Annotated in this window: 26 protein-coding genes, 2 tRNA genes and 1 other RNA gene; 21 read left to right on the forward strand and 8 right to left on the reverse strand. The window is 70.3% G+C overall.

All coding sequences use genetic code 11. From position 1 onward, the window contains the following. Positions 1-79: 79 nt before the first annotated feature. Positions 80-898 carry a ferritin-like domain-containing protein gene (locus PCA_RS09340; protein WP_181302339.1) on the forward strand — a complete coding sequence of 273 codons (819 nt, stop codon included), beginning with the start codon at positions 80-82 and terminating at the stop codon, positions 896-898. A gap of 213 nt (positions 899-1,111) precedes the next feature. Then, entirely contained in the window at positions 1,112-1,630 is a 519-nt protein-coding gene (locus PCA_RS09345; protein WP_181302340.1) for a DUF3887 domain-containing protein, read from the forward strand. Positions 1,631-1,730: 100 nt separating this feature from the next. Here the strand turns inward: PCA_RS09345 and PCA_RS09350 are convergent. Then, a tRNA-Pro gene (locus tag PCA_RS09350) sits at positions 1,731-1,807 on the reverse strand. A 170-nt stretch (positions 1,808-1,977) separates the two neighbouring features. On the opposite strand from PCA_RS09350, the gene hisS reads away from it, so the two are divergent. The 3 genes from hisS to PCA_RS09365 all read left to right on the forward strand — a co-directional run bounded on the left by hisS (position 1,978) and on the right by PCA_RS09365 (position 5,787). Then, positions 1,978-3,357 carry a histidine--tRNA ligase gene (gene hisS, locus PCA_RS09355; protein WP_181302341.1) on the forward strand — a complete coding sequence of 460 codons (1,380 nt, stop codon included), beginning with the start codon at positions 1,978-1,980 and terminating at the stop codon, positions 3,355-3,357. Between the two features lie 111 nt (positions 3,358-3,468). Beyond that, positions 3,469-5,370 carry an aromatic amino acid ammonia-lyase gene (locus PCA_RS09360; protein ID WP_181302342.1) on the forward strand — a complete coding sequence of 634 codons (1,902 nt, stop codon included), beginning with the start codon at positions 3,469-3,471 and terminating at the stop codon, positions 5,368-5,370. Positions 5,371-5,388: 18 nt separating this feature from the next. Beyond that, positions 5,389-5,787 carry a DUF6165 family protein gene (locus PCA_RS09365; protein WP_181302343.1) on the forward strand — a complete coding sequence of 133 codons (399 nt, stop codon included), beginning with the start codon at positions 5,389-5,391 and terminating at the stop codon, positions 5,785-5,787. Between the two features lie 30 nt (positions 5,788-5,817). Here PCA_RS09365 and PCA_RS09370 read toward each other — a convergent pair whose 3' ends face one another. Next, positions 5,818-6,861, reverse strand: a complete 1,044-nt coding sequence (locus PCA_RS09370) for a glycosyltransferase family 9 protein (protein ID WP_181302344.1) — start codon at positions 6,859-6,861, stop codon at positions 5,818-5,820. A gap of 38 nt (positions 6,862-6,899) precedes the next feature. Here PCA_RS09370 and PCA_RS09375 point away from each other — a divergent pair, with 38 nt between their 5' ends. From PCA_RS09375 to PCA_RS09415, 9 genes are all read left to right on the forward strand, one after another. Further along, positions 6,900-7,625, forward strand: a complete 726-nt coding sequence (locus PCA_RS09375; RefSeq protein WP_181302345.1) for a 3-deoxy-D-manno-octulosonic acid kinase — start codon at positions 6,900-6,902, stop codon at positions 7,623-7,625. Then, the gene (locus PCA_RS09380) at positions 7,622-8,383 is read left to right on the forward strand and encodes an MBL fold metallo-hydrolase (RefSeq protein ID WP_181302346.1); all 762 of its coding nucleotides are present in this window, start codon (positions 7,622-7,624) and stop codon (positions 8,381-8,383) included. The genes PCA_RS09375 and PCA_RS09380 overlap by 4 nt, the downstream gene beginning before the upstream one ends. Positions 8,384-8,474: 91 nt before the next feature. Beyond that, positions 8,475-8,567: transfer RNA gene (locus PCA_RS09385), tRNA-Ser, on the forward strand. 47 nt (positions 8,568-8,614) lie between these two features. Next, an RNA gene (gene ffs, locus PCA_RS09390) (signal recognition particle sRNA small type) lies at positions 8,615-8,711 on the forward strand. A gap of 121 nt (positions 8,712-8,832) precedes the next feature. Next, positions 8,833-10,488, forward strand: a complete 1,656-nt coding sequence (gene dnaX, locus PCA_RS09395; protein WP_181302347.1) for a DNA polymerase III subunit gamma/tau — start codon at positions 8,833-8,835, stop codon at positions 10,486-10,488. A gap of 16 nt (positions 10,489-10,504) precedes the next feature. Next, positions 10,505-10,828 carry a YbaB/EbfC family nucleoid-associated protein gene (locus tag PCA_RS09400; protein WP_181302348.1) on the forward strand — a complete coding sequence of 108 codons (324 nt, stop codon included), beginning with the start codon at positions 10,505-10,507 and terminating at the stop codon, positions 10,826-10,828. 104 nt (positions 10,829-10,932) lie between these two features. Beyond that, positions 10,933-11,529, forward strand: a complete 597-nt coding sequence (recR, locus tag PCA_RS09405; RefSeq protein WP_181302349.1) for a recombination mediator RecR — start codon at positions 10,933-10,935, stop codon at positions 11,527-11,529. Positions 11,530-11,535: 6 nt separating this feature from the next. Further along, complete coding sequence (locus PCA_RS09410; RefSeq protein ID WP_181302350.1) at positions 11,536-11,940, forward strand: GNAT family N-acetyltransferase; 405 nt, start codon at positions 11,536-11,538, stop codon at positions 11,938-11,940. A gap of 18 nt (positions 11,941-11,958) precedes the next feature. Next, positions 11,959-12,303, forward strand: a complete 345-nt coding sequence (locus PCA_RS09415; protein ID WP_181302351.1) for a histidine triad nucleotide-binding protein — start codon at positions 11,959-11,961, stop codon at positions 12,301-12,303. Between the two features lie 66 nt (positions 12,304-12,369). On the opposite strand, the gene PCA_RS09420 is transcribed toward PCA_RS09415, so the two are convergent. The 6 genes from PCA_RS09420 to PCA_RS09445 form a co-directional block, all read right to left on the reverse strand. Next, entirely contained in the window at positions 12,370-12,960 is a 591-nt protein-coding gene (locus PCA_RS09420; protein WP_181302352.1) for a Slp family lipoprotein, read from the reverse strand. Positions 12,961-13,007: 47 nt separating this feature from the next. After that, a complete protein-coding gene (locus tag PCA_RS09425; RefSeq protein ID WP_181302353.1) occupies positions 13,008-14,963 on the reverse strand; it encodes a DUF3488 and transglutaminase-like domain-containing protein in 1,956 nt (651 codons plus the stop codon). Then, positions 14,960-15,907, reverse strand: coding sequence for a DUF58 domain-containing protein (locus PCA_RS09430; protein ID WP_181302354.1), 948 nt, complete (start codon positions 15,905-15,907; stop codon positions 14,960-14,962). Before PCA_RS09430 ends, PCA_RS09425 begins: the two co-directional genes overlap by 4 nt. Continuing rightward, positions 15,907-16,854, reverse strand: a complete 948-nt coding sequence (locus PCA_RS09435; protein ID WP_181302355.1) for a MoxR family ATPase — start codon at positions 16,852-16,854, stop codon at positions 15,907-15,909. Before PCA_RS09435 ends, PCA_RS09430 begins: the two co-directional genes overlap by 1 nt. Before the next feature lie 88 nt (positions 16,855-16,942). Beyond that, positions 16,943-17,539, reverse strand: a complete 597-nt coding sequence (locus PCA_RS09440) for a Maf family nucleotide pyrophosphatase (protein WP_181302356.1) — start codon at positions 17,537-17,539, stop codon at positions 16,943-16,945. Beyond that, positions 17,536-17,985: a hypothetical protein gene (locus tag PCA_RS09445; protein ID WP_181302357.1), complete on the reverse strand. Its 450-nt coding sequence runs from the start codon at positions 17,983-17,985 to the stop codon at positions 17,536-17,538. Before PCA_RS09445 ends, PCA_RS09440 begins: the two co-directional genes overlap by 4 nt. A gap of 135 nt (positions 17,986-18,120) precedes the next feature. On the opposite strand from PCA_RS09445, the gene PCA_RS09450 reads away from it, so the two are divergent. From PCA_RS09450 to PCA_RS09480, 7 genes are all read left to right on the forward strand, one after another. Continuing rightward, positions 18,121-18,639, forward strand: a complete 519-nt coding sequence (locus PCA_RS09450) for a YceD family protein (RefSeq protein ID WP_181302358.1) — start codon at positions 18,121-18,123, stop codon at positions 18,637-18,639. Positions 18,640-18,703: 64 nt separating this feature from the next. Next, positions 18,704-18,898, forward strand: a complete 195-nt coding sequence (rpmF, locus tag PCA_RS09455) for a 50S ribosomal protein L32 (protein ID WP_181302359.1) — start codon at positions 18,704-18,706, stop codon at positions 18,896-18,898. A gap of 146 nt (positions 18,899-19,044) precedes the next feature. After that, the gene (locus PCA_RS09460) at positions 19,045-20,019 is read left to right on the forward strand and encodes a beta-ketoacyl-ACP synthase III (RefSeq protein WP_181302360.1); all 975 of its coding nucleotides are present in this window, start codon (positions 19,045-19,047) and stop codon (positions 20,017-20,019) included. A gap of 127 nt (positions 20,020-20,146) precedes the next feature. Beyond that, positions 20,147-21,091, forward strand: coding sequence for an ACP S-malonyltransferase (gene fabD / locus PCA_RS09465; RefSeq protein ID WP_181302361.1), 945 nt, complete (start codon positions 20,147-20,149; stop codon positions 21,089-21,091). A gap of 82 nt (positions 21,092-21,173) precedes the next feature. Beyond that, a complete protein-coding gene (locus PCA_RS09470; protein ID WP_255436762.1) occupies positions 21,174-21,512 on the forward strand; it encodes a metalloregulator ArsR/SmtB family transcription factor in 339 nt (112 codons plus the stop codon). Further along, positions 21,496-21,930, forward strand: coding sequence for an SRPBCC domain-containing protein (locus PCA_RS09475; RefSeq protein ID WP_181302363.1), 435 nt, complete (start codon positions 21,496-21,498; stop codon positions 21,928-21,930). The genes PCA_RS09470 and PCA_RS09475 overlap by 17 nt, the downstream gene beginning before the upstream one ends. 86 nt (positions 21,931-22,016) lie before the next feature. After that, positions 22,017-22,592, forward strand: a complete 576-nt coding sequence (locus tag PCA_RS09480; protein WP_181302364.1) for a dihydrofolate reductase family protein — start codon at positions 22,017-22,019, stop codon at positions 22,590-22,592. Positions 22,593-22,596 lie beyond the last annotated feature (4 nt).

Consider the following 22,596-nt stretch of genomic DNA (forward strand, 5'->3'; position numbering starts at 1 on the left):
CGGTGCCCCCCCTCCCCCCCCCCCCCCCCCGGGGGGGGGGGGGGGGGGGGGGGAGGGCCCGATGCTCGCGGAAGACGTCATGACCGACCTCCACGCCGCCGCCCAGGCTTGCCTGGCCGCCACCGATCCCGCCGAGAAGCTGCGCCTCACCCATGCGGCGTGGGCTGCCGTGCAAGCGGGCGAACTGCTTCCAGACGCCGCAGCGCCGTCGCCCGAACCCATCGCTGCGCCCGGCCGTCCCGCGAAACCGCAACTGGTCAGCGCCCGCCAGGTACCGCAACGCGGCCTCGGCAGCGCCGAAGGCCGCGCGGCCCTGGTGCACGCGGTGGCGCACATCGAGTTCAACGCGATCAACCTCGCGTGGGACGCCATCTACCGCTTCCGCGGCATGCCCGACGAGTTCTACCGCGACTGGGCCAGTTGCGCGCACGACGAGGCGCGCCACTTCGCGCTGCTCTCCGCGCGGCTGGCCGAGCTGGGCCACGCCTACGGCGATTTCGACGCGCACAACGGCCTATGGGAAATGGCCGAGAAGACCGCGCATTCGGATACCGCGCGCATGGCCCTGGTGCCGCGCGTGCTGGAGGCACGTGGGCTGGACGTGACGCCGGGCATGATCGAGCGCCTGCGCCATGCCGGCGACGACCGCACCATCGCCGCGCTGGACGTGATCCTGCGCGAGGAAGTGGCCCACGTGGCCGCCGGCACGCGCTGGTACCGCTGGTGCTGCGAGCGCGACGGCCTCGATCCGTTCGAGACGTTCTTCGGCCTGCTGCGCGATTACCTGGGCGTCAGCCTGCGCGGTCCGTTCAATCGCCCCGCGCGGCTGCAAGCCGGCTTCGTCGACGCAGAGCTGGACCGGCTGGCGGCGCTGGCCGTCGCCGACCCCGCCGCATGACCGGCAAACACCGCATGCTCACCTTGCTGAACCGCCGCCCGCGCGCGGTTTGACAGGCCCATCCCCGGTCATGAGGATGGGAGCGCGCCGTGCCCGCGGCGTTCTCCCGCGACGGCCCTGGCCCACGCATCGCCGCCACCGTGCCTCGGTCCGATGCCACCCCCGACTGACGTGCCTGCCGTCGCGCTCCCACCCCCACGAGGAGGAGACGACATGAAACCCGCCATTCCCTACATCCTGCCGACCCTGTTGCTGGCCCTGGGCAGCGCCCAGGCCCAGATGGCTCCCGCGCAGGCGCCGCCACAGCAGGAACCGCAGCAGATGCCACAGCGCGAGCCGCAGCAGATGCCACAGCAAGCGCCGCCGCAGCAGGCGCCGCAGTCGACGCCGGCCTCGGCTGCGCAGACGACGGGTTGCGGCGGCGTCGCGAACAAGGCGATCACTGCCATGAACCACGCCGATTTCGACGGCGCGTCGCAGTCGTTCGATCCCGCCCACAAGCCGCCGACAGAAAAGCTGCAGCAGGCCTGGGACTCGCTGACCAAGCAGTACGGCAAGCCGAAGACGGTAGGCGGCGCGACCCAGGGGCAGATCACTCAGGGCTATACCGTCGTGCTGGTTCCGATGCAGTTCGAAAAGGGGCAACTCGGCGCCGAGGCGGCGTGCAGCGCGCAAGGGCAACTGGTGATGCTGCGCTTCGGCCTGATGCCGGATTCCGGGGCCGCGAAATAGTCTCGACGACGCCCGCGATCGATTGCGCCGCGCGGAAACGGAAAAGCCGCCCGAAGGGGCGGCTTTTCCTTCCCGGAACCAGCGGTTCCGGGACTTTTCTTGGTCGGGGAGACAGGATTTGAACCTGCGACTTCTACGTCCCGAACGTAGCGCTCTACCAGGCTGAGCTACACCCCGCGGGAGCCGCGTATGTTAACGACGGCCGCGGGGCTTGGCAACAGTTTCCGCGTCAGGACCGCGGCATGGAGGCTGGCTGCGGCTGGCAGGGAGCCATCTGTTAATCTTGTCGGCTGTCGCCGCACGCCGTTTCGGCCCGTGGCGCGTTTCCCACGTTCGCAGAGGTTTCCATGGCGCTTACCCCGGCCCGCACCATGCCCGGCGTGCTTGAACTGTTGCCGCTGGACCAGATCGCGTTCCAGCGCATGCTCGACATCATCCGCCGCAACTACGAGCGCTTCGGCTTCCTGCCGGTGGAAACGCCGGCGATCGAATACACCGACGTGCTGCTCACCAAGACCGGCGGCGAGACCGAGCGGCAGGTGTATTTCGTGGAATCCACCGGCGCGCGGGAGAAGAAGGGCGACGACGCGCCCGAACTTGCGCTGCGCTTCGACCTCACCGTGCCGCTGGCGCGCTACGTGGCCGAGCACGAGCGCGAGCTGAGCTTCCCGTTCCGCCGCTACCAGATGCAGAAGGTGTACCGCGGCGAGCGCGCCCAGCGCGGGCGCTTCCGCGAGTTCTACCAGTGCGACATCGACGTGATCGGCAAGGACAGCCTGTCGATCCGCTACGACGCCGAGATTCCGGCGGTGATCTACAGCGTGTTTCGCGAACTGGCGATCGGCCCGTTCACCATCCAGCTCAACAACCGCAAGCTGATGCGCGGCTACTTCGAGAGCCTGGGCGTGGCCGATGCCGCGCAGCAGATGCTGGTGCTGCGCGAGGTGGACAAGCTGGACAAGCGCGGCGCCGACTACGTGCGCGACACGCTCACCGGCGAGGGCTTCGGCTTGGCGCACGACGCGGTGGAGAAGATCCTCGCCTTCGTGCAGGTGCGTTCCGCCTCGCTGCAGGACGCCATCGACAAGCTCGACGCGCTGGGCGCCGGCCCCGAGGCGATGGAACAGGGGCGCGCCGAGCTGAAGGAAGTGCTGGGCCTGATCCATGCGCTGGGCGTGCCGGAGACGCATTACGCGCTGAACCTGTCGATCGCGCGCGGCCTGGACTACTACACCGGCACCGTCTACGAGACCACGCTCAACGACCATCCGCAGATCGGCTCGATCTGCTCGGGCGGCCGCTATGAAAACCTGGCCGGCCAGTACACCAAGTCGCACCTGCCGGGCGTGGGCATCTCGATCGGCCTCAGCCGCCTGTACTGGCAGTTGCGCGAAGCCGGCCTGGTGCACACCGCGCAAAGCACAGTGGACGTGCTGGTGACCCAGATGGACGAGGCGCAACTGCCGGCCTACCTCGCGCTCGCCGGCGAGCTGCGCGGCGCCGGCATCGCCACCGAAGTGGTGCTGGAAGGCGGCAAGCTCGGCAAGCAGTTCAAGTACGCCGACCGTGCCGGCATCCGCTTCGCCGTGGTGCTGGGCGAGGACGAGCTGGCCAAGGGCGTGGTCACCGTGAAGGACCTGCGCCGCGGCGACCAGTTCGAGGTGGCGCGCACCGAACTGGTCAAGACCTTGCGGGTGGAGCTGGAGCAGGCCGCGGCGATGGGTTGATGCCTGCGATGCATATTCATCGTCGCAAAAGTACGGTCCGCTGAATCCCGCTGTCGAAGCGGGAGCGCGCGGGGGCTATCCCAGGCGGCACGACATAGACAAGGCGGGGCAGTGGTGGACAAGATCATTCTCGACGGCAGCAGCCTGACCCGCGCGCAACTGGTGGCAGTGGCCCGCGGCGGCGCGAACGTGGCGCTGGATGCGAAGCAGCTGCAGCGCGTGCAGCGTGCGGCCGATTTCCTCGCCGACAAGGTGAATTGCGGCGAACCGACCTACGGCGTCACCACCGGTTTCGGCAGCAATGCCGACAAGCTGCTGGGCGCGCATCGCGTGCGCGACGAGCTGCCCGGCAGCCGCACCGGAGTGCCGGAAGGCACGCTGCTGGAAGAGTTGCAGCACAACCTCATCACCACCCACGCCGTGTGCGTGGGCAAGCCGTTCGGCGCCGACGTGGTGCGCGCGATGCTGCTGATCCGCATCAACACGCTGATGCGCGGGCATTCCGGCATCCGCGTGCAGACGCTGGAGGCGCTCGCCGCGATGCTCAACGCCGGCGTGGTGCCGGTGGTGCCGGAGAAGGGCTCGGTGGGCGCCAGCGGCGACCTCGCGCCGCTTTCGCATCTCGCCATCGTGTTGCTCGGCGGCGGCGAGGCGTTCTACCGGGGCGAACGCCTGCCGGGTGCCGAGGCGCTGCAGCGCGCCGGCCTCGCGCCGGTGCGGCTTTCCTTCAAGGAAGGCCTGGCGCTGAACAACGGCACCGCGCAGATGCTGGCCACCGGCGCGCTCGCCCTGCACGACCTGGAGCGGCTGCTCGACGCCGCCGACCTCGCCGCGGCGATGACGCTCGATGCCTTTGCCGGCCGCAGCGGCGCGCTGCGCCCCGAGGTGCACGCGCTGCGTCCGCATCCGGGGCAGGGCGCGGTGGCCGCGCACGTGCGCGAGCTGCTGCAGGGTTCCACCCTGGTCGACATTCCCTACCACCTGGTGCCGCATTTCCGGCCGTGGACGGCCGAGGCGTGGAGCGAACCGGACGACCAGGCGCTCAGCTTCGACATCGGCTGGAACTGGGTGCCGGCGAACCAGCGCCACGGGCGCGAAGCGTTCTATGCGCGCTTCCTGCCGTTCAAGGGCGGCAAGAAGCACCAGCCACAGGACGCCTACTGCCTGCGCTGCATGCCGCAGGTGCATGGCGCGGTGCGCGATGCCTGGGCGCAGGCCTGCCGCGTGTTCGACATCGAGTTGAACGCGGTCACCGACAACCCGCTGATCTTCCCGGATGCGGAAGGCGCGCAGTTCATCGAGGAACAGGTGATCTCCGCCGGCCATTTCCACGGCATGCCGCTCGCGCTGGCGATGAGCTACGTGAAGGCGGCGATCCCGGTGCTGGCGTCGATCTCCGAGCGGCGGCTCAACAAGCTGGTCGACCCGGCGACGAACGACGGCTTGCCGGCCTTCCTCACCGGCAACGAGGACGGCACCGATTCCGGCTTCATGATCGTGCAGTACACCGCCGCGGCACTGGTCAACGACCTCGCCACGCGCGCGCATCCGGCCAGCGTGTATTCGGTGCCGACCAGCGCGAATGCCGAGGACCACGTTTCGATGGGCGCGAACGAGGCGCGCCACGTGCTGGAGATGATGGAGGACCTGGGCCACGTGATCGCGCTGGAGCTGTATACCGCGGCGCAGGCGCTGGACTACCGCCAGGAGATGCTGAACGCCGCGCGCCGGCTCGCCCAGCGCGGCGGCTGGCAGGCGCTGGCGGAAAAAGTGGCGAACGCGCCGCGCGAAGGCCAGCCGCACCACGAGCAGTTCGTTGCCGAGGTGCAGCAACTGGCCGCGGCGCTCGCCGGCACCAGCGATTTCCATGCCGGCACCGACGTGCGCCGCGCCCACGACACGCTGCGCAAGCACATCGATTTCCTGCACCGCGACCGCGCGCTGGACGGCGACGTCCGCACCGTCTGCGAACTCGTGCGCCAGGGCGCCTTCCATCCCGCGCATGCGGACTGATCTTCGGAGCGATTCACCATGAGCCTCATCCAGACCCCGGTGTCCTACGGCGAGCTGATCGACAAGATCACCATCCTCGAAATCAAGTCGCAGCGCATCGCCGATCCGGCGAAGCTGGCGAACGTGCGCAACGAGCTCGACCTGCTCAACGCGACCTGGACCGCCCATCCCGCGTCGAAGACCGACATCCGCGACGAGCGTGCACGCCTGCTCGCGGTGAACGAGGCGCTGTGGGTAATCGAGGACGAGATCCGCCTCAAGGAAAAGGCGCAGGCCTTCGACGCCGGCTTCATCGAGCTCGCACGCTCGGTGTACGTCCGCAACGACGAGCGCGCGGCGGTGAAGCGCGAGATCAACCTGAAGCTGGGCTCGCAGCTGGTCGAGGAAAAGTCCTACCAGGATTACCGCGCCGTCTGAGGCTGGGCTCCCTCTTTTCCGGGAGCGGCGTCAGGCCACGCCGAGGTGGCGTGCGGCCGCCTCGAAGCGCTCGACCACCGCGTCCACGTCAATCAGGTCCATCACGCCGGGCTTCTCGATCTTGGTGCCCCACGCCAGTTCATCGGCCGGCTTGCCGAGATACTTGCGCGCGGCTTCGTCGTACCTGTCCACGCACCAGCGGCGGTCGGAATAGGGGCCGGAGCGGTTCGGGTTGCTGGCCGCGTGCAGGCCCAGCACCTTGGTGCCCACCGCGTTGGCCATGTGCATGGGGCCGGAGTCCGGCGTCAGCAGCAACTGCGCGCGCGCGAGCAGGGCCAGCAGCTTCTTCAGCGTGTCCTTGCCGGTGAGGTCCAGCGGCATCGACGCGCACGCCGCCAGCACGGCATCCGCCATCGCGCGTTCGCCCGGGGAAGGCCCGCCCACCAGCGCCACGCGCCAGCCGCGCGCGGCGGCGTGGTCCATCGCGGCCGCGTAGCGTTCCGCGCGCCAGTTGCGCAGGGCGTGGCTGGAGGTGGGGCTCACCAGCAAGGTGGGCGTGTCGCCGGGCAACTGTTCCGCGGCCCAGGTCCGCGCCTCGTCGGGAATCGGGATGTCCCAGCGCACCGCGTTCTGTTTCAGGCCCAGCGGCTCGCAGAAACTTCCGATCGCATCCAGCACGTGTTCGCCGCTGCGCGCGGGGATGCGCTCGTTGACCACCAGGCCGTGCAGGTCCCCGGCCCGCGCCGCATCGTAGCCGATGCGCCGATCCGCCTTGATGCCCAGGCTCAGCAGGTTGGAGCGCAGCGCCACCTGCATCTGCAGCAGCGCGCCGAAGCGCTGGCCGTGCAAGGCGTTCCGGACCTCGCGCATGCCAGCCCAGCCGGCCGCCTTGTCGAAGGTGACGAAGTCCACGCCGGGCAGGTCGCCCACCAGCCGGCGCTCCAGCTTGCCCACGATCCAGGTCAGCCGCGTCTGCGGCCACGCCGCCTGCAAGGTGTGCACCAGCGGCACCACATGGGTGACGTCGCCGATGGCCGAGGTGCGCAGCAGACAGATGGAAGCGGGAGGGGGCATGTAGAATCACGGAAGTTGACGGAGGCGCCCCCGCACCGATGCAAGAGCAACTGCGCGAAGACGCCGATGGCGCGATTCTGTTCGACGCCGCGGCATCGCCACAAGTCGGGTCTGACTGGTTCGTGCCGGACTACTGGCGCGGACGCGGCGCGTTGCGCTCGCAGACGGGCGGCCGCGGCGGCGTGCAACTGATCGCCACGCCTGCCGGCGAATGCGTGCTGCGGCATTACCGTCGCGGCGGCATGGTCGCCGCGCTGATGGGGGATCGCTACCTGTGGCGCGGCGCGGACGCCACGCGTTGCTTCGCCGAATTCCGCCTGCTGGCCGAGATCGCCCGGCTTGGCCTGCCGGGGCCGGCGCCGGTGGCCGCGCGCTACCGGCGGCACGGGCTGTTCTACCGCGCGGACCTGATCACCCGCTGCATCGCCGACGCGCAGACGCTGGCCGAATGCCTGGCCGCCGGTCGGCTGGACGCCGAACTGGCACGCGCGACCGGCGCGCTGGTGGCGCGCTTCCACCGCGCCGGGATCTGGCATGCCGACCTCAACGCGCACAATGTGCTGGTGACTTCCACGGGTTTGCACCTGATCGATTTCGACCGCGGGCGCCTGCGCGCGCCGGCCGAGGGCTGGCGGCTGGCCAACCTGCAGCGGCTGCACCGTTCGCTGGTGAAGCTCGGCGCCGGCGCATGGGGCGAGGCGGCATTTCGCGAAACCATCTGGACGCCTCTCATCGAGGCCTACGAGGCTACCTTCGGCGCATGAACTGGCATCTGCATTTCCTCGGTGCGGGCGCGGCGCACGCGGCCCGCGAACTGGGCTCCTCGGCGGTGGTGCTGGAGCGCGACAGCGTGCCGGTATTGCTGATCGACTGCGGCCCCGACACGCTGGATCGCTACCTGGACGCCTACGGTGCGCTGCCGCCCGCGCTGTACGTCACCCACACCCACATGGATCACGTGGCGGGACTGGAAGGCCTGTTCTTCAAGCTCTGGTTCGACGAGCACCTGCGCGGCACCACGCGCCTGTTCGCGCACGTGGCGCTGCTGCCATGGCTGCAGACGCGGGTGGCCGACTACCCCGGCGCGCTGGCCGAGGGCGGGGTGAATTTCTGGGAGGCGTTCCGGCTGGTGCCGTGCACGCGCGGCTTCTGGCTCGACGGCCTGTGGTTCGACGTGTTCGCCACCCGCCACCACCGGCCCGACACCTCGTTCGGCCTCGCCTTGCCCGGCAGTTTCGCCTACACCGGCGACACCCGACCGATTCCCGAGACGCTGGCCCGGCATGCTGGCGGCGACATGCTCGTGGCGCACGATTGCGGCCTCGTCGGCAACCCCTCGCACACCGGCATCGACGACATCGAACGCGAGTACGACGCGGCGCTACGCGCGCGCCTGCTGCTGTACCACTACGGCAGCACGGCCGACGGCGCGGCGCTGCAGGCCCGCGGCTACCGGATCGCCGCGGCAGGCCAGCGCATCGCGCTGCCGGCGCCGCTGCCGCCGCATGCGGACGCGGGCTGAGACTCGCCGTCCCTTGTCAGTTGCCGTGGTGACCGCTATCCTTCCGCCTCTTCACTTGGCGAGATTGGCCCGGTGAGAAGGTTTTGCGTGCGGAGAGGTGTCCGAGTGGTTGAAGGAGCACGCCTGGAAAGTGTGTATACGGCTTATCCCCGTATCGCGGGTTCGAATCCCGCCCTCTCCGCCAGTTTCAAGTGAGTCACGATTCAGCATCGTGCACGTCCATGGTGGCCCCGTCGGTCCCCCCGCGACGATAGTCCGCAAACCCCGCCAGGTCCGGAAGGAAGCAACGGTAGTGGATGATTCGGGTGCCGGGGTGTGGCTGGCGGGGCCGCCGCCATTTCGGGGCTTCGACGCGTCCGGCTGACTTGCCGCTGCCGACTTGGCACAATCAGTTATTGACCATATGTCAGTGCTGACTGATCCGCCGCAGCTGAGCAGGCTCCCATCGCATGTCCTATCAGGTTCTCGCCCGCAAATGGCGCCCGCGCAAGTTCGCCGAACTGGTGGGGCAGGAGCATGTGGTGCGCGCGCTCACCAATGCGCTGGACACCGGGCGCATGCACCACGCCTACCTGTTCACCGGCACGCGCGGCGTGGGCAAGACCACCATCGCGCGCATCTTCGCCAAGTCGCTGAACTGCGAGCGCGGCGAGTCGGCCGATCCCTGCGGCGAGTGCGCGGTCTGCACGGCGGTGGATGAAGGCCGCTTCGTGGACCTGCTGGAGATCGACGCGGCCAGCAACACCGGCGTGGACGACGTGCGCGAGGTGATCGAGAACGCGCAGTACGCGCCCTCGCGCGGCCGCTTCAAGGTGTACCTGGTGGACGAGGTGCACATGCTGTCCAAGCCGGCCTTCAACGCGCTGCTGAAGACGCTGGAAGAGCCGCCGCCGCACGTGAAATTCCTGCTCGCCACCACCGACCCGCAGAAGTTGCCGGTAACGGTGCTGTCGCGCTGCCTGAAGTTCAACCTGAAGCGCCTGCTGCCCGAGCAGATCGCCGGCCAGATGCGGCACATCCTGGGCGCCGAGAACATCGCCTACGAGGAAGCCGCGATCGATGAGCTGGCGCGCGGCGCGGATGGCTCGCTGCGCGACGGCCTGTCGCTGCTCGACCAGGCCATCGCCTACGGCGGCGGTTCGCTGCATGCGGACGACGTGCGCACCATGCTGGGCAGCGTGGCGCGCGGCCAGGTGCTGGGCGTGCTGGACGCGCTGGCCGATGGCGACGGCGCGCGCCTGCTCGCGGAGTGCGCGCAGATCGCCTCGTACTCGCCGGATTTCGGCGGCGTGCTGGACGATCTCGCCGGCGTGCTGCACCGGCTGCAGCTGATCCAGCTGATTCCCGGTTACCGGCTCGACGACGATGCCGACGGCGAAGCGCTGCACGCGCTGGCCGCGCGCATCGCGCCGGAGGACGTGCAGCTCCATTACCAGATCGCCATCGGTGGCCGCCGCGATCTCGCGCTGGCGCCCGATGCGCGCACCGGCTTCGAGATGACGCTGTTGCGCATGCTGGCGTTCCGGCCTGGCGACGAGGCGTCGCGTCCCGCGGCGGAACGTGCGGCGCCTGCGCCGCGGCCCGTCGCGCCGCCCGCGCGCAACACCGCGCCAGCCGCACCGCCGGCTCCCGCCTATCGCGCCGCACCGGTCGCCGCCCCGGCGCCTGCCGTGCGCGAGTCGGCCCCGGCCGCTACGCCGCCGCGCGATGCCAACGGCTTGCCGCACTGGGAAAGCCTGATCGAACAGGCCGGCCTGCGCGGCCCGTTCAGCGTGCTGGCGCAAAACGCCGTGCTGCGCGAACGCGACGGCAACACCTTGGTGCTGGCGCTGCAACCCGCGCACATGGGCATGGCCGTGGAGCCGATGGTCAGCCAGATGGAGGAACGCATCAGCGATGCGCTGGGCGAACGCATCCGCTTGCGCTTCGTCGACATCGACAAGACCACGGCGGCCGCCACGCCGGCCGCGCGCGCCACGCAGGCGCGCAACGCGGCGCAGACGGCGGCGGAACAGTCGATCGAGGACGATCCCTTCGTGCAATCCATGAAACGCGACTTCGGCGCCCGCGTGGTGCCGCAGTCGGTGAAACCTTTCGGCAATTGAAGACGGAGCAAGGGCGATGAGAGGCCAGATCGGTCAGCTGATGCAGCAGGCCCAGCGCATGCAGGACGACATGAAGCGTGCGCAGGACGAGATCGCGAAGCTGGAAGTCACCGGCAGCGCCGGCGGCGGCCTGGTGAGCGTGACGATGAGCGGCGCGCACGAGGTGCGCAAGGTGGTCATCGACCGCCAGACCTTCGCCGACGATCCGGAGATGGCCGAGGACCTGGTCGCCGCCGCGATCAACGATGCGGTGAACAAGGTCGCCGAGGCCAGTCGCGAGAAGATGGGCAACGTCACCGCCGGCATGAGCCTGCCGCCCGGCTTCAAGATGCCGTTCTGAGGGGCGGGGATTCGGGAGTCGGGATGGGAGATTCGGAAAGGCCGCGATCTTGCGGATACGCGATCTTCCGAATCCCCAATCCCGACTCCCTAATCCCGCAGCAAATGACCTCGCCTCTGCTCTCAACCCTGATCGAAGCGCTGCGCTGCCTGCCCGGGGTGGGCGGCAAGAGCGCGCAGCGGATGGCGTTCCATCTGCTGGAGCGCGACCGCGAGCGCGGCCTGAAGCTCGCCGATGCCTTGCGCGAGGCGATGCAGCGCATCGGCCATTGCGGGCGTTGCCGCAATTTCAGCGAGGACGCCTTGTGCGCGATCTGCGCCAGCGCCAGCCGCGACCACCAGCAGCTGTGCGTGGTGGAATCGCCGGTGGATCTCGCGGCGATCGAGCAGGCCACCGGCTATCGCGGCCGGTATTTCGTGCTGCACGGGCGGCTGTCGCCGCTGGACGGCCTGGGGCCGGAGGAACTGGGCCTGCCGCTGCTGGTGCAGCGGCTGGGCGAGGGCGAGGTGGAGGAACTCATCATCGCCACCAACCCCACCGTGGAAGGCGAGGCCACCGCGCATTACCTGGCGCAACTGGCCCGCGCCGGCGGGGTGCGGCCCACCCGCCTGGCGCACGGCGTGCCGCTGGGCGGCGAGCTGGAATTCGTGGACCGCGGCACGCTGGCGCATGCGTTCGGCGGCCGGCAGGCCGTGGACTGAGCGCCGATGGAGCCGCAACTCTCCCGCGAAATCCCCGGCAGCGACGAGTACCGCCGCCTGCGCGTGGCCGCGGGCCTCAGCGCGATGAGCGAAGCGGGCGCCGCCGTGGGCCTGCCGGCAAGCTGGTGTTCGGTATGCGTGCGCGATGGCGGCGAGCTGATCGGCATGGGGCGGGTGGTCGGCGACGGCGGCCTGTTCCTGTGGGTGGTCGACGTCGCGGTGGCGCCGGCGCGACAGGGGCAGGGCTGGGGCCGGCGCATCATGCAGGCCCTGATGGACGAGGTGCATGCCCGCGCGCCCGCGCGCACCATGGTCGGCCTGATCGCCGACGGCACCGCGCACGCGCTCTACGAGAAATTCGGTTTCAGGCTGGTGGCGCCCGGTGCGCACGGCATGCTTCTGCGTCTTTGAACGAACGGAGGGAACGACATGGGCGACACCATCTTCGGCAAGATCATCCGGCGCGAGATCCCGGCGGACATCGTCTACGAGGACGACGAACTGCTGGCCTTCCGCGACGTCAATCCGCAGGCGCCGGTGCACGTGCTGTTCATTCCGAAGAAGCCGATCGCCACGCTGGACGACGCCACGGCGGAGGACGCGGCGCTGCTGGGGCGCCTGCAACTGGCCGCGGCCGACTACGCCCGGCGCGAGGGCTTCGCCGAGCAGGGCTACCGCACGGTGATCAACTGCAACCAGTACGGCGGCCAGACCGTGTTCCACCTGCATCTGCACCTGCTGGCCGGACGGCGCATGCACTGGCCGCCGGGCTGAATCGCCGCAGTTGGGCGGGCACGAAAAAGCCGGCCGCGAGGGCCGGCTTTTTCGTGGATGCGCCGCTTACTTCTTCGGCGGCGGCGGGGGCGGCGGCGGCCGCACCACGATCACCCGCGGCGAGTTCCAGTAGGGGTTGCCGTAACCGTAGCCCCACGGACCCCACGGCCCCCAGAACGGGTCGTAGAAGCCGGGCGGGTAGGGCCTGTCCACGTACACCGGACGCTTGGGCCACAGATAGACCACGTCGGCCTCCACCCGCGGGTAGGGGTAGTCGTATTCGCCCACCTTCTGCGTCACCGTGCCGTGGATGGTGCCGGTCACGGTCAGCTCGCGGCCGCGGCTGAACACCTCGGGATCGTAGAAGCCGCTGTGGCAGGCCACGAAGCGGCCCTGGTCGCCGCCCGCGCTGCCCAGTTCCGGGCGCGCCTGGCTGTCCAGCGGCCGTGCCAGGACGTAGAAGCAGGTCTGCTGCGGGCCCGGCTCGGCCTTGATGATCTCGCCGCCCCAGCGTACGCGGGTGCCGCCGGCGCCGCCCTGCTGGGCGGCGGCGCTGGAGACGTTGGTGTAGGTGCCCTGCAGCGGTTGTGGAATGGTCGCGCAGCCGCCCAGCAGGGCGACGGCCGCGACTAGCGCGAGGGGACGGTAGAGGGACATGGCGGTTTCTCCAGCATGGAAAATGGTGTGCGCAATCCTGACAACGTCTATTTGACCACGCGGACGACAGGAAAATCCCGTACCGCGCGTTGCAGCGCACGCACCGGGCCAGTCACCGGCCCGGGATGGGCGTAGCGCAGTTCCAGATAGTGATGCATCAGTTCGATCAGCCTGTCGTGGTGTGCCGGCAGCGCGTGGGCGGCGCGCTGCAGATAGTCCCGCGGTCCCTCGCCGGCGTGCCGCGCCACGCCCAGCCGCGCCAGCTTGCGTTCCAGCCGGCGCAGCGCGGCGCGCGCGGCGTCTTCCGGTTCGCGCCGCCGCCACACCCAGGCCAGCCCGCCGGCCATGCACAGCACGCAGCCCGCGGCCAGCAACAGCGCCAGGGTGGATGCGTCCGTGTCGCGGATGCCGAACGGTTTCAGCAGGCCGCGCTGGCGCAGCGCGTCGAAGCCATTAACGCTCAGGTTCCACCAGCGGTTGACGATGTCCCAGCGGTTGCGCACGGCCTGCAGCCAGCCGCTCTGGTACCACGGCAACTGGCCCGGCACGGCCGCCGCGGCGCCCTGGCTGATGCGCTGCGGACGCACCGCGGCGGTGGGGTCGACGCGCACCCAGCCGCGCCCCGCCAGCCACACCTCGCTCCAGGCGTGGGCGTCGGAATTGCGCACCAGCAGGTAGCGCCCCAGCGCGTTCCAGTAGCCGCCCTGGTAGCCGGTGACCACCCGGGCGGGAATGCCGGCGGCGCGCATCAGCACGGTGAACGCCGAGGAGTAGTGCTCGCAGAAGCCTTCGTGCGTGTCGAACAGGAAATCGTCCATCGCATCGCGCCCCAGTTCCGCGGGCGCCAGCGTGTAGCGGAAGCCGCCGTCGTGGAACAGCGCGAGCGCGGCCTGCACGATGGCGGCATCGTCGCCGCCGTGGCGCTGCCGCCACGCATGGCCCAGCGCCAGCGTGCGCGGGTTGAAGCCGGACGGCAGTTGCAGCCAGCGCGCGCGGTGCGGACCCAGTTGCGGTTCCAGCCGATAGCGGACCGCGGATTCCAGGCTGTAGTCGCGCAGCGCGGTCACCGGCTTGTCGGCCATCGCCACGCGGTCGCGGCGCAGGCTGGCGTCGGGCGGCGCGGCCAGCGGCACGTCCAGCGTGGGCAGCACGCGTTGCCGGGTCGGCTCCAGGCTGATGTGGTAGCGCACGGTCTGTCCGGCCTCGACCGGCACCGGCGACTGGTTGGCGACGTCGCGATAAGTCCAGCTGCTGCCGTCGTACCGGTCCATCACGTAGGCGCGGAAATAGCGCTGCTCGGGCGGCGGCGGCGGGCCGTCGAAACCCACCCGCAGCGCGGGGCTGTCGTCGACCAGCAGCCGGGTGAAGCCGCTCGGCGTCATGCTGTCGCTGAGGCCGCTGCGCTGTTCGCCGGGATTCGGCGCGCCCCACAGCGGCGAGTTCAACCGCGGCAGCAGCAGGAAGCCCAGCAAGGCCAGCGGCAGGGCGGCGGCCAGCAGGCCGAGTCCGGACGGCAGTTCGCGCCACAGCGAGGAGGGCGGCCGCCGCCCAGGTTCCAGCGAGCGCAGCGCGGCCAGTGGCGGCAGCAGGCCCAGCGCCACCCCGGCGGTGGCGGTGAGGCTCTGGTCGAACAGCAGCGCGGCCATCAGCGCGAAGCAGGAAAAGCTCATGCCCACGCGGGCGTCGCGCACGGTCTCGGTTTCCAGCAGCTTCAGCACCAGCAGGCCCACCGCCAGCGCGGCGCCGGGCGCCTGGCCGAACAGGTTGCCGTACCAGCTCACGATGGAAAGCAGCAGCGCGGCCAGCAGCGGCAGCTTCAGCCATGCCGGGGTGCGCGCCTGCCGGTGGCGGCGACGCCACCAGCGCAGGGCCAGGATCGGCGCCAGCGCGGCGCTCAGCCACCACGGCAACTGCGGCAGGTACAGTGCCAGCACGGCGGCCAGGCCCAGCGCGACCAGATCGAAGCTGCGCGCATCCAGCGGCGTGGCGGCCGGACTGCTCAAGGCAGCACCGCGAGCGCGCTCATGCAGCGCGCGTAGTGGGCCGGCCCGCTGCCGGTGTCGATGCGCTCGTCCGGCAGTTGCAGGCTGTAGCGCCGACCCTGCGCCTCCGCTTCGCCCAGCCAGCGCGCCAGCCGGGCGATGCGCGCCTCGCGCTCCAGCGCGCGCAAGGCCTGCCAGTCCAGCCGCCAGCTCTCGCGCGGCTCGGGGCGGTCGAAATCCTTGACCAGCAGGTCGTGATGGCGGGCGCTGGCCTTCCAGGCGATGTGCCGGGGTGCGTCGCCGCGGCGGTAGTCGCGCAACGCGGCCAGTTCCTCGCCGGCCTGCGGACGCAGGCGCTCGCGCGCGTCGCCCGGCAGCACCGGCGGCGGCCCGGCGGTTTCCGGCCGCGGCCACACCAGCACGGACTGCTGCGGATGCAGCCAGCTCCAGGCGCGGAACAGGCCCAGCGGCCAGGTGCTCCACAGCTTGAGCCGGGGCAGCGGCTGCCAGCCGCGCCGGCTGGTGGCCAGGCGCAGCCGCAGTTCCGCCGTGCCCTGCAGCGCGAACGCCAGCGATTCGCCGGCGCAGTCCAGGCGCACGCTTTCGCGGGGGCGTTGCGCCGCGAAATCCAGCACCAGTTCCAGCGGTTCGCCGGCGAGCGCGTGGCCGGCGCGGATGCCGCGCAAACGCAGGCCGTCCAGGGTGCGGAACGCGGGCAGCATGCTGGCCACGGCAGCGGAGCCAAGCATGCAGGTCAGCAGCAGCGCGGCGTTGTTCGCGTAGTTCAGCGCGCCCACCAGCATCACCAGCAACAGCACGCCGAAGCCCAGGCCGAACGCGGTGGGCACGATGTAGATGCGGCGCCGTCCCAGCTCGATCGGCAGCGGCTCGGGGCGGCGCAGGCGGGTGAGCGCGGGCAGGCGGCGTTCGGCGAATTGCGCGAGGCGACGCAAGGCGGCGCGCATCAGTCCACCGCCACCTCGGCGAGCAGCTGGCGCGCCAGCGCCTCGCCGCCGGTGCCGCGCGCGGCCACCAGCCGGTGCGCGGCCAGCGGCACGAACAGCGCCTGCAGGTCTTCCGGCAACACATAGGCGCGACCGTCCAGCAGCGCCCAGGCGCGGGCGACGGCCAGCAGCGACAGGCCGGCGCGCGGCGACAGCCCGGTGCGGATCTCGGCGTGGCGGCGGCTGGCGGCCAGCAGCGCCTGCAGGTAGTCGAGCAGGGCGGGGCTGGCGACGATCGCCTGCGCCTGCCGGCGCAGCGCGAGCAGGGCGGCGCCGTCGAGTTGCGGCTTCAGTATGGCGAGCAGGTCGAGGCGGTCGACGCCGGTGAGCAGTTCGCGCTCGGCCGCGGGATCGGGATAGTCCAGCGACAGGCGCAGCATGAAACGGTCGAGCTGGGAATCGGGCAGCGGGAACGTGCCGGCGAGGTCCAGCGGGTTCTGCGTCGCCACCACGAAGAACGGTTGCGGCAGCGCGTGGGTGGTGCCGTCCACGGTGACCTGGCCTTCGGCCATCGCCTCCAGCAGCGCGCTCTGCGTCTTGGGCGTGGCGCGGTTGATCTCGTCGGCCAGCAGCAGGCCGCCGAAGATCGGGCCGGGATGGAAACGGAACTGGCCGGTCTCGCGCTCGTACACGCTGACGCCGAGGATGTCCGAAGGCAGCAGGTCGCTGGTGAACTGCACGCGCTGGAATTCCAGCGCGAAGCTGGCGGCCAGCGCGTGCGCCAGCGTGGTCTTGCCCACGCCGGGCACGTCTTCCAGCAACAGGTGGCCGCCGGCGACCAGGCAGGCCAGCGCCAGCTTCACCTGCCGCGCCTTGCCCAGCACCACGCGGTTGAGCTGCGCCTCCGCCGCGGCAAGGCGTCGGCGCAGCTCGTCGACAGGCGGCGTGGCGGGCAGGGGCTGGCTCATCGATCGGGCTCGCGGCAGTTCACGGGGGAAGGGCAGCCGGCGACGGCGGTTGCCGAGGCAGCGTACCCGGTTTGCGGTGCGCCCGGCTTCAGGGCACGGCCATGCCGGCCGCCCGCAGCATTCTCGCCAGCGCGATCAGCGGCAGCCCGATCAGCGCACTGGGGTCCTCGCTGTCGATGCGTTCGAACAGGCTGATGCCCAGGCCTTCGCACTTGAAGCTGCCGGCGCAGTCCAGCGGCTGCTCGCGCGCCACGTAGCGCTCGATTTCCGCGGCGTCCAGCACCCGGAAATGCACGCCGGTGTGGTCGACGTGGACCTGCTGGCGCCCGTTGCGGGTGTCCAGCAGGCACAGCGCGGTATGGAACTGCACCGCGCGGCCGGAGCACGCGGCGAGCTGGGCGCAGGCGTTCGCCACGTTGCCCGGCTTGTCCAGCGTCCGGCCCTCCAGCTCCGCGACCTGGTCGGAGCCGATCACCAGCACGTCGCCCCAGCCGGCCGCGGCCGCCGCCTTGGCGATGGCGAGCCGGACCGCGCGCGTGTCCGGCGCTTCGCCCGGCAACGCGGCCTCGTCGGTGCCGGGCGCGCGCTGCTCGAAATCCGGCAGCAGCCGGCGCAGCAGTTCGGCGCGGTAGCGCGAGGTGGAGGCCAGCACGATGCGGGGCGGGGCAGTATCCATTCGGTTCATTCGGCGTCGCGGTGGATGTGTTCGCGCATCGCGCTGTTCAGGTCGCGCTGGGCGGCGTTCAGGGCCTGCAGCAGCGGTTGCAGGCGGTCGCGGCTCGCGCGCATGGCGGCGGCGGTCTCGTCCAGCTCCCGCTGGCTGGCGCGGGTGGCGCGGTCGCGGATCCAGATGCGCTGGCGCAGCAGCGCCTGCAAGCCGGCATCCACCGCCTGGCGGGACTCCTGCTCGCTGGTGCCGGGCAGGTCGGGATTACTGGCCATCACCGCATGGGCCTGCTGCAGCCCGGCGCGGCAGCTCTTCAGGTCGTTTTCCAGCCGGTCGGCCAGGTCCAGCAACTGCTGCAGGTCGGCGGCGCGGCGGTTCTGCCAGCGGCGCGAGGTGAGCGCCCAGGCGGCCGCGGCGACCAGCACCAACAGCGCCACCACGCCCAGCGTCAGCGAAAGATTCACGCGACCAGCCCCTGTATCCAAGGCCTCGCAGTCTGCCGCAAGCGGGGGCGGTCAGGCAAAATGCGCCGGAGGAATGCCGCAAGCGCTTGATTGTCGGTTGACTTCAGCCGTTCACGAACTTACCATTCGCCGATTATGTCCGTGACACTGCCAGAGTCCGTGGACGCTTGGCGCATGGTCTCGGCGCGGCGTTCGTTCGAGGGATCGATGCCCGTGGCCGCCCTCGGGCGCCTGTGCGGCGCGCTGGCCGGCAACGACGGCGAGGTGGGTTACCGGCTGGATTTCGGCCGCGACAAGCTGGGCACGGACTACGTGGATGTCCATGCGCAGGCGTCGCTGACCATGATCTGCCAGCGCACGCTGGAGCCGTTCGTGCTGCCGGTGACGGTGGACAGCCGACTGGGCCTGATCCGGCAGGAGCGCGACGAGGCGGGTTTGCCGCCCGGTTGCGAACCGCTGCTGGTGGCCGAGGACGGTCGCCTGCATCCGGCGGACGTGATCGAGGACGAACTGCTGCTGGCCTTGCCGCTGGTGCCGGTGAACCCGGACAGCAGCCTGCCCGACGCGATCGTCAATGGCGGCGCGCCGGACCAGGACGAGGCGCAGTCGCAAGAGAATCATCCGTTCGCGGTGTTGCGCGAACTGAAGAAGTAAACCGGTCGGGGTCGGTGACCCCGGTCATCCAGATACCGCAATCAGGTTCAGTTGGAGAACTACCATGGCCGTTGCCAAGAGCCGCCGTACCCCGTCCACCCGCGGCATGCGTCGCGCCCACGACAAGCTGAAGACCGTGCAGCTGTCCACCGACCCGACCAGCGGCGAGGTGCACCTGCGTCACCATGTCACCGCCGACGGTTACTACCGCGGCAAGAAGGTCATCGAGACCAAGGGTGCGGTGACGGTCGAGGATTGACCGTCGCGGCGGGCCCTGCGCGGTCCCGCCTGAGCGAACCGACCGAACGGCGCGGCGACGCGCCGTTTCGCGTTATGGCCCCCGCACGGTTGCGCATGCGTCGTCCGGGGCGTTCAATGCACGATTTACGTTGCACGGAAAACGGAATGGCCCCGATCTACTCCCGCATCATCGCTACCGGCAGCGCCTTGCCCGAGCGCGTCGTCAGCAACGCCGATCTGGAGAAGATCGTCGACACCAGCGACGAATGGATCCGCACCCGCACCGGCATCCGCCAGCGCCACATCGCAGCCGAGGGGCAGACCACCGGCGACCTGGCCTTCCTTGCCGCGCAGCGTGCGCTGGAAACGGCCGGGGTGAAGGCGGCCGAGCTGGACCTGATCGTGGTGGGCACCACCACGCCGGACCTCATCTTTCCGTCCACCGCCTGCCTGGTGCAGGACCGCCTGGGCGCGAACGGCTGCCCTGCATTCGACGTCAATGCCGCCTGTTCCGGCTTCATGTATTCGCTGGGCATCGCGGACAAGTTCATCCGCAGCGGCCAGTCGAAGAAGGTGCTGGTGATCGGCGCCGAGACGCTGACCCGCATGATCGACTGGAACGAGCGCGAGACCTGCGTGCTGTTCGGCGACGGCGCCGGCGCCGTGGTGCTGGAGGCCGCGAGCGAGCCCGGCGTCTACGCCACCTGCATGCATGCCGACGGCGGCTACAAGGAGCTGCTGTGGAACCCGGTGGGCGTCTCCGCCGGTTTCAGCGACGAGCCGAACCACGGCGTGCGCATCAAGATGGCCGGCCGCGAGGTGTTCAAGGTCGCGGTGAAGACGCTGGACTCGCTGGTCGACGAGACGCTGCAGGCCGCCGGCATGCACGAATCGGACATCGACTGGCTGATCCCGCACCAGGCGAACCTGCGCATCATCGAGGCCACCGCCAAGCGGCTGCAGATGCCGATGGAGCGCGTGATCGTCACCGTCGACCAGCACGCCAACACCTCCTCCGGTTCGGTGCCGCTGGCGCTGGACTACGCCGTGCGCTCGGGCAAGGTGCAGCGCGGCCAGAACCTGCTGCTGGAAGCGTTCGGCGGCGGCTTCACCTGGGCCTCGGCGCTGCTGCGCTACTGATACCCGCGTTTCGCCCTTGCACCCGATGCCGCCCGCGGGGCGACATCGGCTTTTCCGCGGTCGATACCGCTGCGCATGCCGGCCGATGCTGGCACCATGTCGCCTTGATTCCTGGGATGCCTTGTCCATGAACGCTGCAACGCTCGCTTTCGTCTTTCCGGGGCAGGGCTCGCAATCCGTCGGCATGCTGGCCGACTTGGCCGAGGCGCACACCTCGGTGAAAGCCACCTTCGACGAGGCTTCCGACGGCGCCGACGTGGACCTGTGGGCGCTGTCGCAGGGCGGTCCGCAGGAAATGCTCAACCGCACCGAATACACGCAGCCGGCGCTGCTGGCCGCCAGCGTCGCCGTCTGGCGCGTCTGGCGCGCGCAGGGCGGCGCGACGCCCGCGCGGCTCGCCGGGCACAGCCTGGGCGAGTACAGCGCGCTGGTCGCGGCCGAGGCGATCGCGCTGCGCGACGCGGCGCACCTGGTGCGCATCCGCGGCCAGGCGATGCAGGAAGCGGCGCCGGAAGGTTCCGGCGCGATGGCCGCGGTGCTCGGCGCGGAGGATGCGGTGGTCGAGGAAGCCTGCCGCGATGCGTCCGGTACGCACGTGGTGGTGCCCGCGAACTACAACTCGCCGGGCCAGGTGGTGATCGGCGGCCATGCCGAGGCGGTGGACAAGGCGCTGGCGCTGCTGGCCGAGCGCGGCGTGCGCAAGGCGATGAAGCTCGCGGTCAGCGTGCCGTCGCACACCCCGCTGATGCGCGAGGCCGCGAACCGGCTGGCGGAGGCGATGACCGCCTACGCCTGGCGCGAGCCGAAGATCGAGGTGGTGCAGAACGTCGACGCCAAAGTGCATCGCGACATCGGCGCGATCCGCACGGCGCTGGTCAGCCAGCTCTACCTGCCCGTGCAGTGGACCGAATGCGTGCAGGCGCTGGTGGCCGGTGGCGCCACGCGGATCGCCGAATGCGGCCCGGGCAAGGTGCTGACCGGCCTCGCCAAACGCATCGACAGGAACGTCGAGGCGCGCGCGCTGGGCGCGCCGGCCGAACTGGACGCCGCGCTGGCCGACTGGCGCGCCTGACCCGGCACGGATTCGCGAAGAGGCGCTTGACGCGCCTTTTCGTCGGCGTATTATTCAACCAAAAGGTTGAATGAATGATGCCATGTCGAACCTCGATCTCGCCTTCGCCGCGCTCGCCGATCCTACCCGCCGCCGCATCGTGGCGCGCCTGACCCGCGGCGAGCTGCGGGTGACCGATCTCGCGCAGCCGTTCGCGATGTCGCTGAACGCGGTCTCCAAGCACGTGAAAGTGCTGGAGGGCGCCGGCCTGGTGGGCCGGCGCCGCGAAGGCCGCGAACACTACCTGCGTCTGCGCGCTGCGCCGTTGCGCGAGGTGGCGCGCTGGACCGCCCAATACGAACGCTTCTGGACCCGGCGCCTCGACGCGCTGGGCGCTTTCCTCGATGGGCAGAAGGAGAACGGCGATGAAGGGTCGCAATGAATCGGCGATGGGCGGGTTCCGCCTCGAGATGCCGCGCAGCTACGACGCCTCGCCCGAGCGGGTGTTCCGCGCGTGGACCGATCCGGCCAGCCTGAAGGCCTGGCTGGCGGAAGGCGGCGACGTGGTGGCGGACCCGCGCCCCGATGGCCTGTTCTACCTCGGCATGCGGCATTCAAGCGGGATTCGCCCGCACTACGGCCGCTACCTGCGCGTGGAAAGCCCGCGCCTGCTGGAATTCACCTGGGTGAGCGAGCACACGCTGGGCAAGGAATCGGTGGTCACGCTGGAATTCACCCCGCACGGCAGCCGGACCGAATTGCGCCTCACCCACGAGGGCCTCCCAGACGAACGGATGGCGATGGCGCATACCGAGGGCTGGACGTATTTCCTCGACTCGCTGCCCGGGCACCTGGGCTGAGCGGGAACCGCCGCCTCTCCGCAGGCCGAGCCGTGCGGCTGGGGCAATCGACACGATTCGACCAACGCATCACGCAGGAGGAAGCCATGCGCAAGCTGATCGCCGGCATGAAGATTTCCGCTGACGGCAAGATGGAAGGACCGGAAGGCTACGCGGACTGGGTCGACAGCTGGTCGGAAGACTATGGCCTGACCGGCCAGATCGACGCCTGCGTGCTCGGCAGCGGCATGTATCCCGGTTACGAGCAGTACTGGACCGCGATCCAGGACGCGCCGGATGCTCCCTTGCCGATGACCGGCAAGTCGCCGACGCCGGCGGAAGTCGCATGGGGCCGTTTCGCCGCGCGGACGCCGCACTACGTGCTCTCCCGCACCCTGCGCGCAGCCAACTGGCCGCTGACACGCTTCCTGCGGGACGAGGGCGAGCTGGAAGCCCTCAAGCAGCAACCCGGCAAGGACATCTACCTCATGGGCGGGGCCCGGATCACCGCCAGCCTGATCGAGGCCGGGCTGGTGGACGAGCTTCGGCTGATCGTCTACCCGCTGATCGCCGGCCCGGGCAAGGCCCTGTTCGCGACCATGCAATCCCGTCGCGGGCTTGAACTGCGCCGGACCGAACCGCTGCAGGGCGGACGGATCGGCCTGACCTACGGAATCGCGTGAGGAG

The organism is Rhodanobacter sp. PCA2 (assembly GCF_013620825.1).
Taxonomy (GTDB): Bacteria; Pseudomonadota; Gammaproteobacteria; order Xanthomonadales; family Rhodanobacteraceae; genus Rhodanobacter_A.

Coding starts and splice junctions, on each gene's coding strand:
- PCA_RS09340 (WP_181302339.1), top strand. CDS start 80: ATGACCGACCTCCACGCCGCCGCCCAGGCTTGCCTGGCCGCCACCGAT.
- PCA_RS09345 (WP_181302340.1), top strand. CDS start 1,112: ATGAAACCCGCCATTCCCTACATCCTGCCGACCCTGTTGCTGGCCCTG.
- hisS (WP_181302341.1), top strand. CDS start 1,978: ATGGCGCTTACCCCGGCCCGCACCATGCCCGGCGTGCTTGAACTGTTG.
- PCA_RS09365 (WP_181302343.1), top strand. CDS start 5,389: ATGAGCCTCATCCAGACCCCGGTGTCCTACGGCGAGCTGATCGACAAG.
- PCA_RS09370 (WP_181302344.1), bottom strand. CDS start 6,861: ATGCCCCCTCCCGCTTCCATCTGTCTGCTGCGCACCTCGGCCATCGGC.
- PCA_RS09375 (WP_181302345.1), top strand. CDS start 6,900: ATGCAAGAGCAACTGCGCGAAGACGCCGATGGCGCGATTCTGTTCGAC.
- PCA_RS09380 (WP_181302346.1), top strand. CDS start 7,622: ATGAACTGGCATCTGCATTTCCTCGGTGCGGGCGCGGCGCACGCGGCC.
- dnaX (WP_181302347.1), top strand. CDS start 8,833: ATGTCCTATCAGGTTCTCGCCCGCAAATGGCGCCCGCGCAAGTTCGCC.
- PCA_RS09400 (WP_181302348.1), top strand. CDS start 10,505: ATGAGAGGCCAGATCGGTCAGCTGATGCAGCAGGCCCAGCGCATGCAG.
- recR (WP_181302349.1), top strand. CDS start 10,933: ATGACCTCGCCTCTGCTCTCAACCCTGATCGAAGCGCTGCGCTGCCTG.
- PCA_RS09410 (WP_181302350.1), top strand. CDS start 11,536: ATGGAGCCGCAACTCTCCCGCGAAATCCCCGGCAGCGACGAGTACCGC.
- PCA_RS09415 (WP_181302351.1), top strand. CDS start 11,959: ATGGGCGACACCATCTTCGGCAAGATCATCCGGCGCGAGATCCCGGCG.
- PCA_RS09420 (WP_181302352.1), bottom strand. CDS start 12,960: ATGTCCCTCTACCGTCCCCTCGCGCTAGTCGCGGCCGTCGCCCTGCTG.
- PCA_RS09430 (WP_181302354.1), bottom strand. CDS start 15,907: ATGCGCGCCGCCTTGCGTCGCCTCGCGCAATTCGCCGAACGCCGCCTG.
- PCA_RS09435 (WP_181302355.1), bottom strand. CDS start 16,854: ATGAGCCAGCCCCTGCCCGCCACGCCGCCTGTCGACGAGCTGCGCCGA.
- PCA_RS09440 (WP_181302356.1), bottom strand. CDS start 17,539: ATGAACCGAATGGATACTGCCCCGCCCCGCATCGTGCTGGCCTCCACC.
- PCA_RS09450 (WP_181302358.1), top strand. CDS start 18,121: ATGTCCGTGACACTGCCAGAGTCCGTGGACGCTTGGCGCATGGTCTCG.
- rpmF (WP_181302359.1), top strand. CDS start 18,704: ATGGCCGTTGCCAAGAGCCGCCGTACCCCGTCCACCCGCGGCATGCGT.
- PCA_RS09460 (WP_181302360.1), top strand. CDS start 19,045: ATGGCCCCGATCTACTCCCGCATCATCGCTACCGGCAGCGCCTTGCCC.
- fabD (WP_181302361.1), top strand. CDS start 20,147: ATGAACGCTGCAACGCTCGCTTTCGTCTTTCCGGGGCAGGGCTCGCAA.
- PCA_RS09470 (WP_255436762.1), top strand. CDS start 21,174: ATGTCGAACCTCGATCTCGCCTTCGCCGCGCTCGCCGATCCTACCCGC.
- PCA_RS09475 (WP_181302363.1), top strand. CDS start 21,496: ATGAAGGGTCGCAATGAATCGGCGATGGGCGGGTTCCGCCTCGAGATG.
- PCA_RS09480 (WP_181302364.1), top strand. CDS start 22,017: ATGCGCAAGCTGATCGCCGGCATGAAGATTTCCGCTGACGGCAAGATG.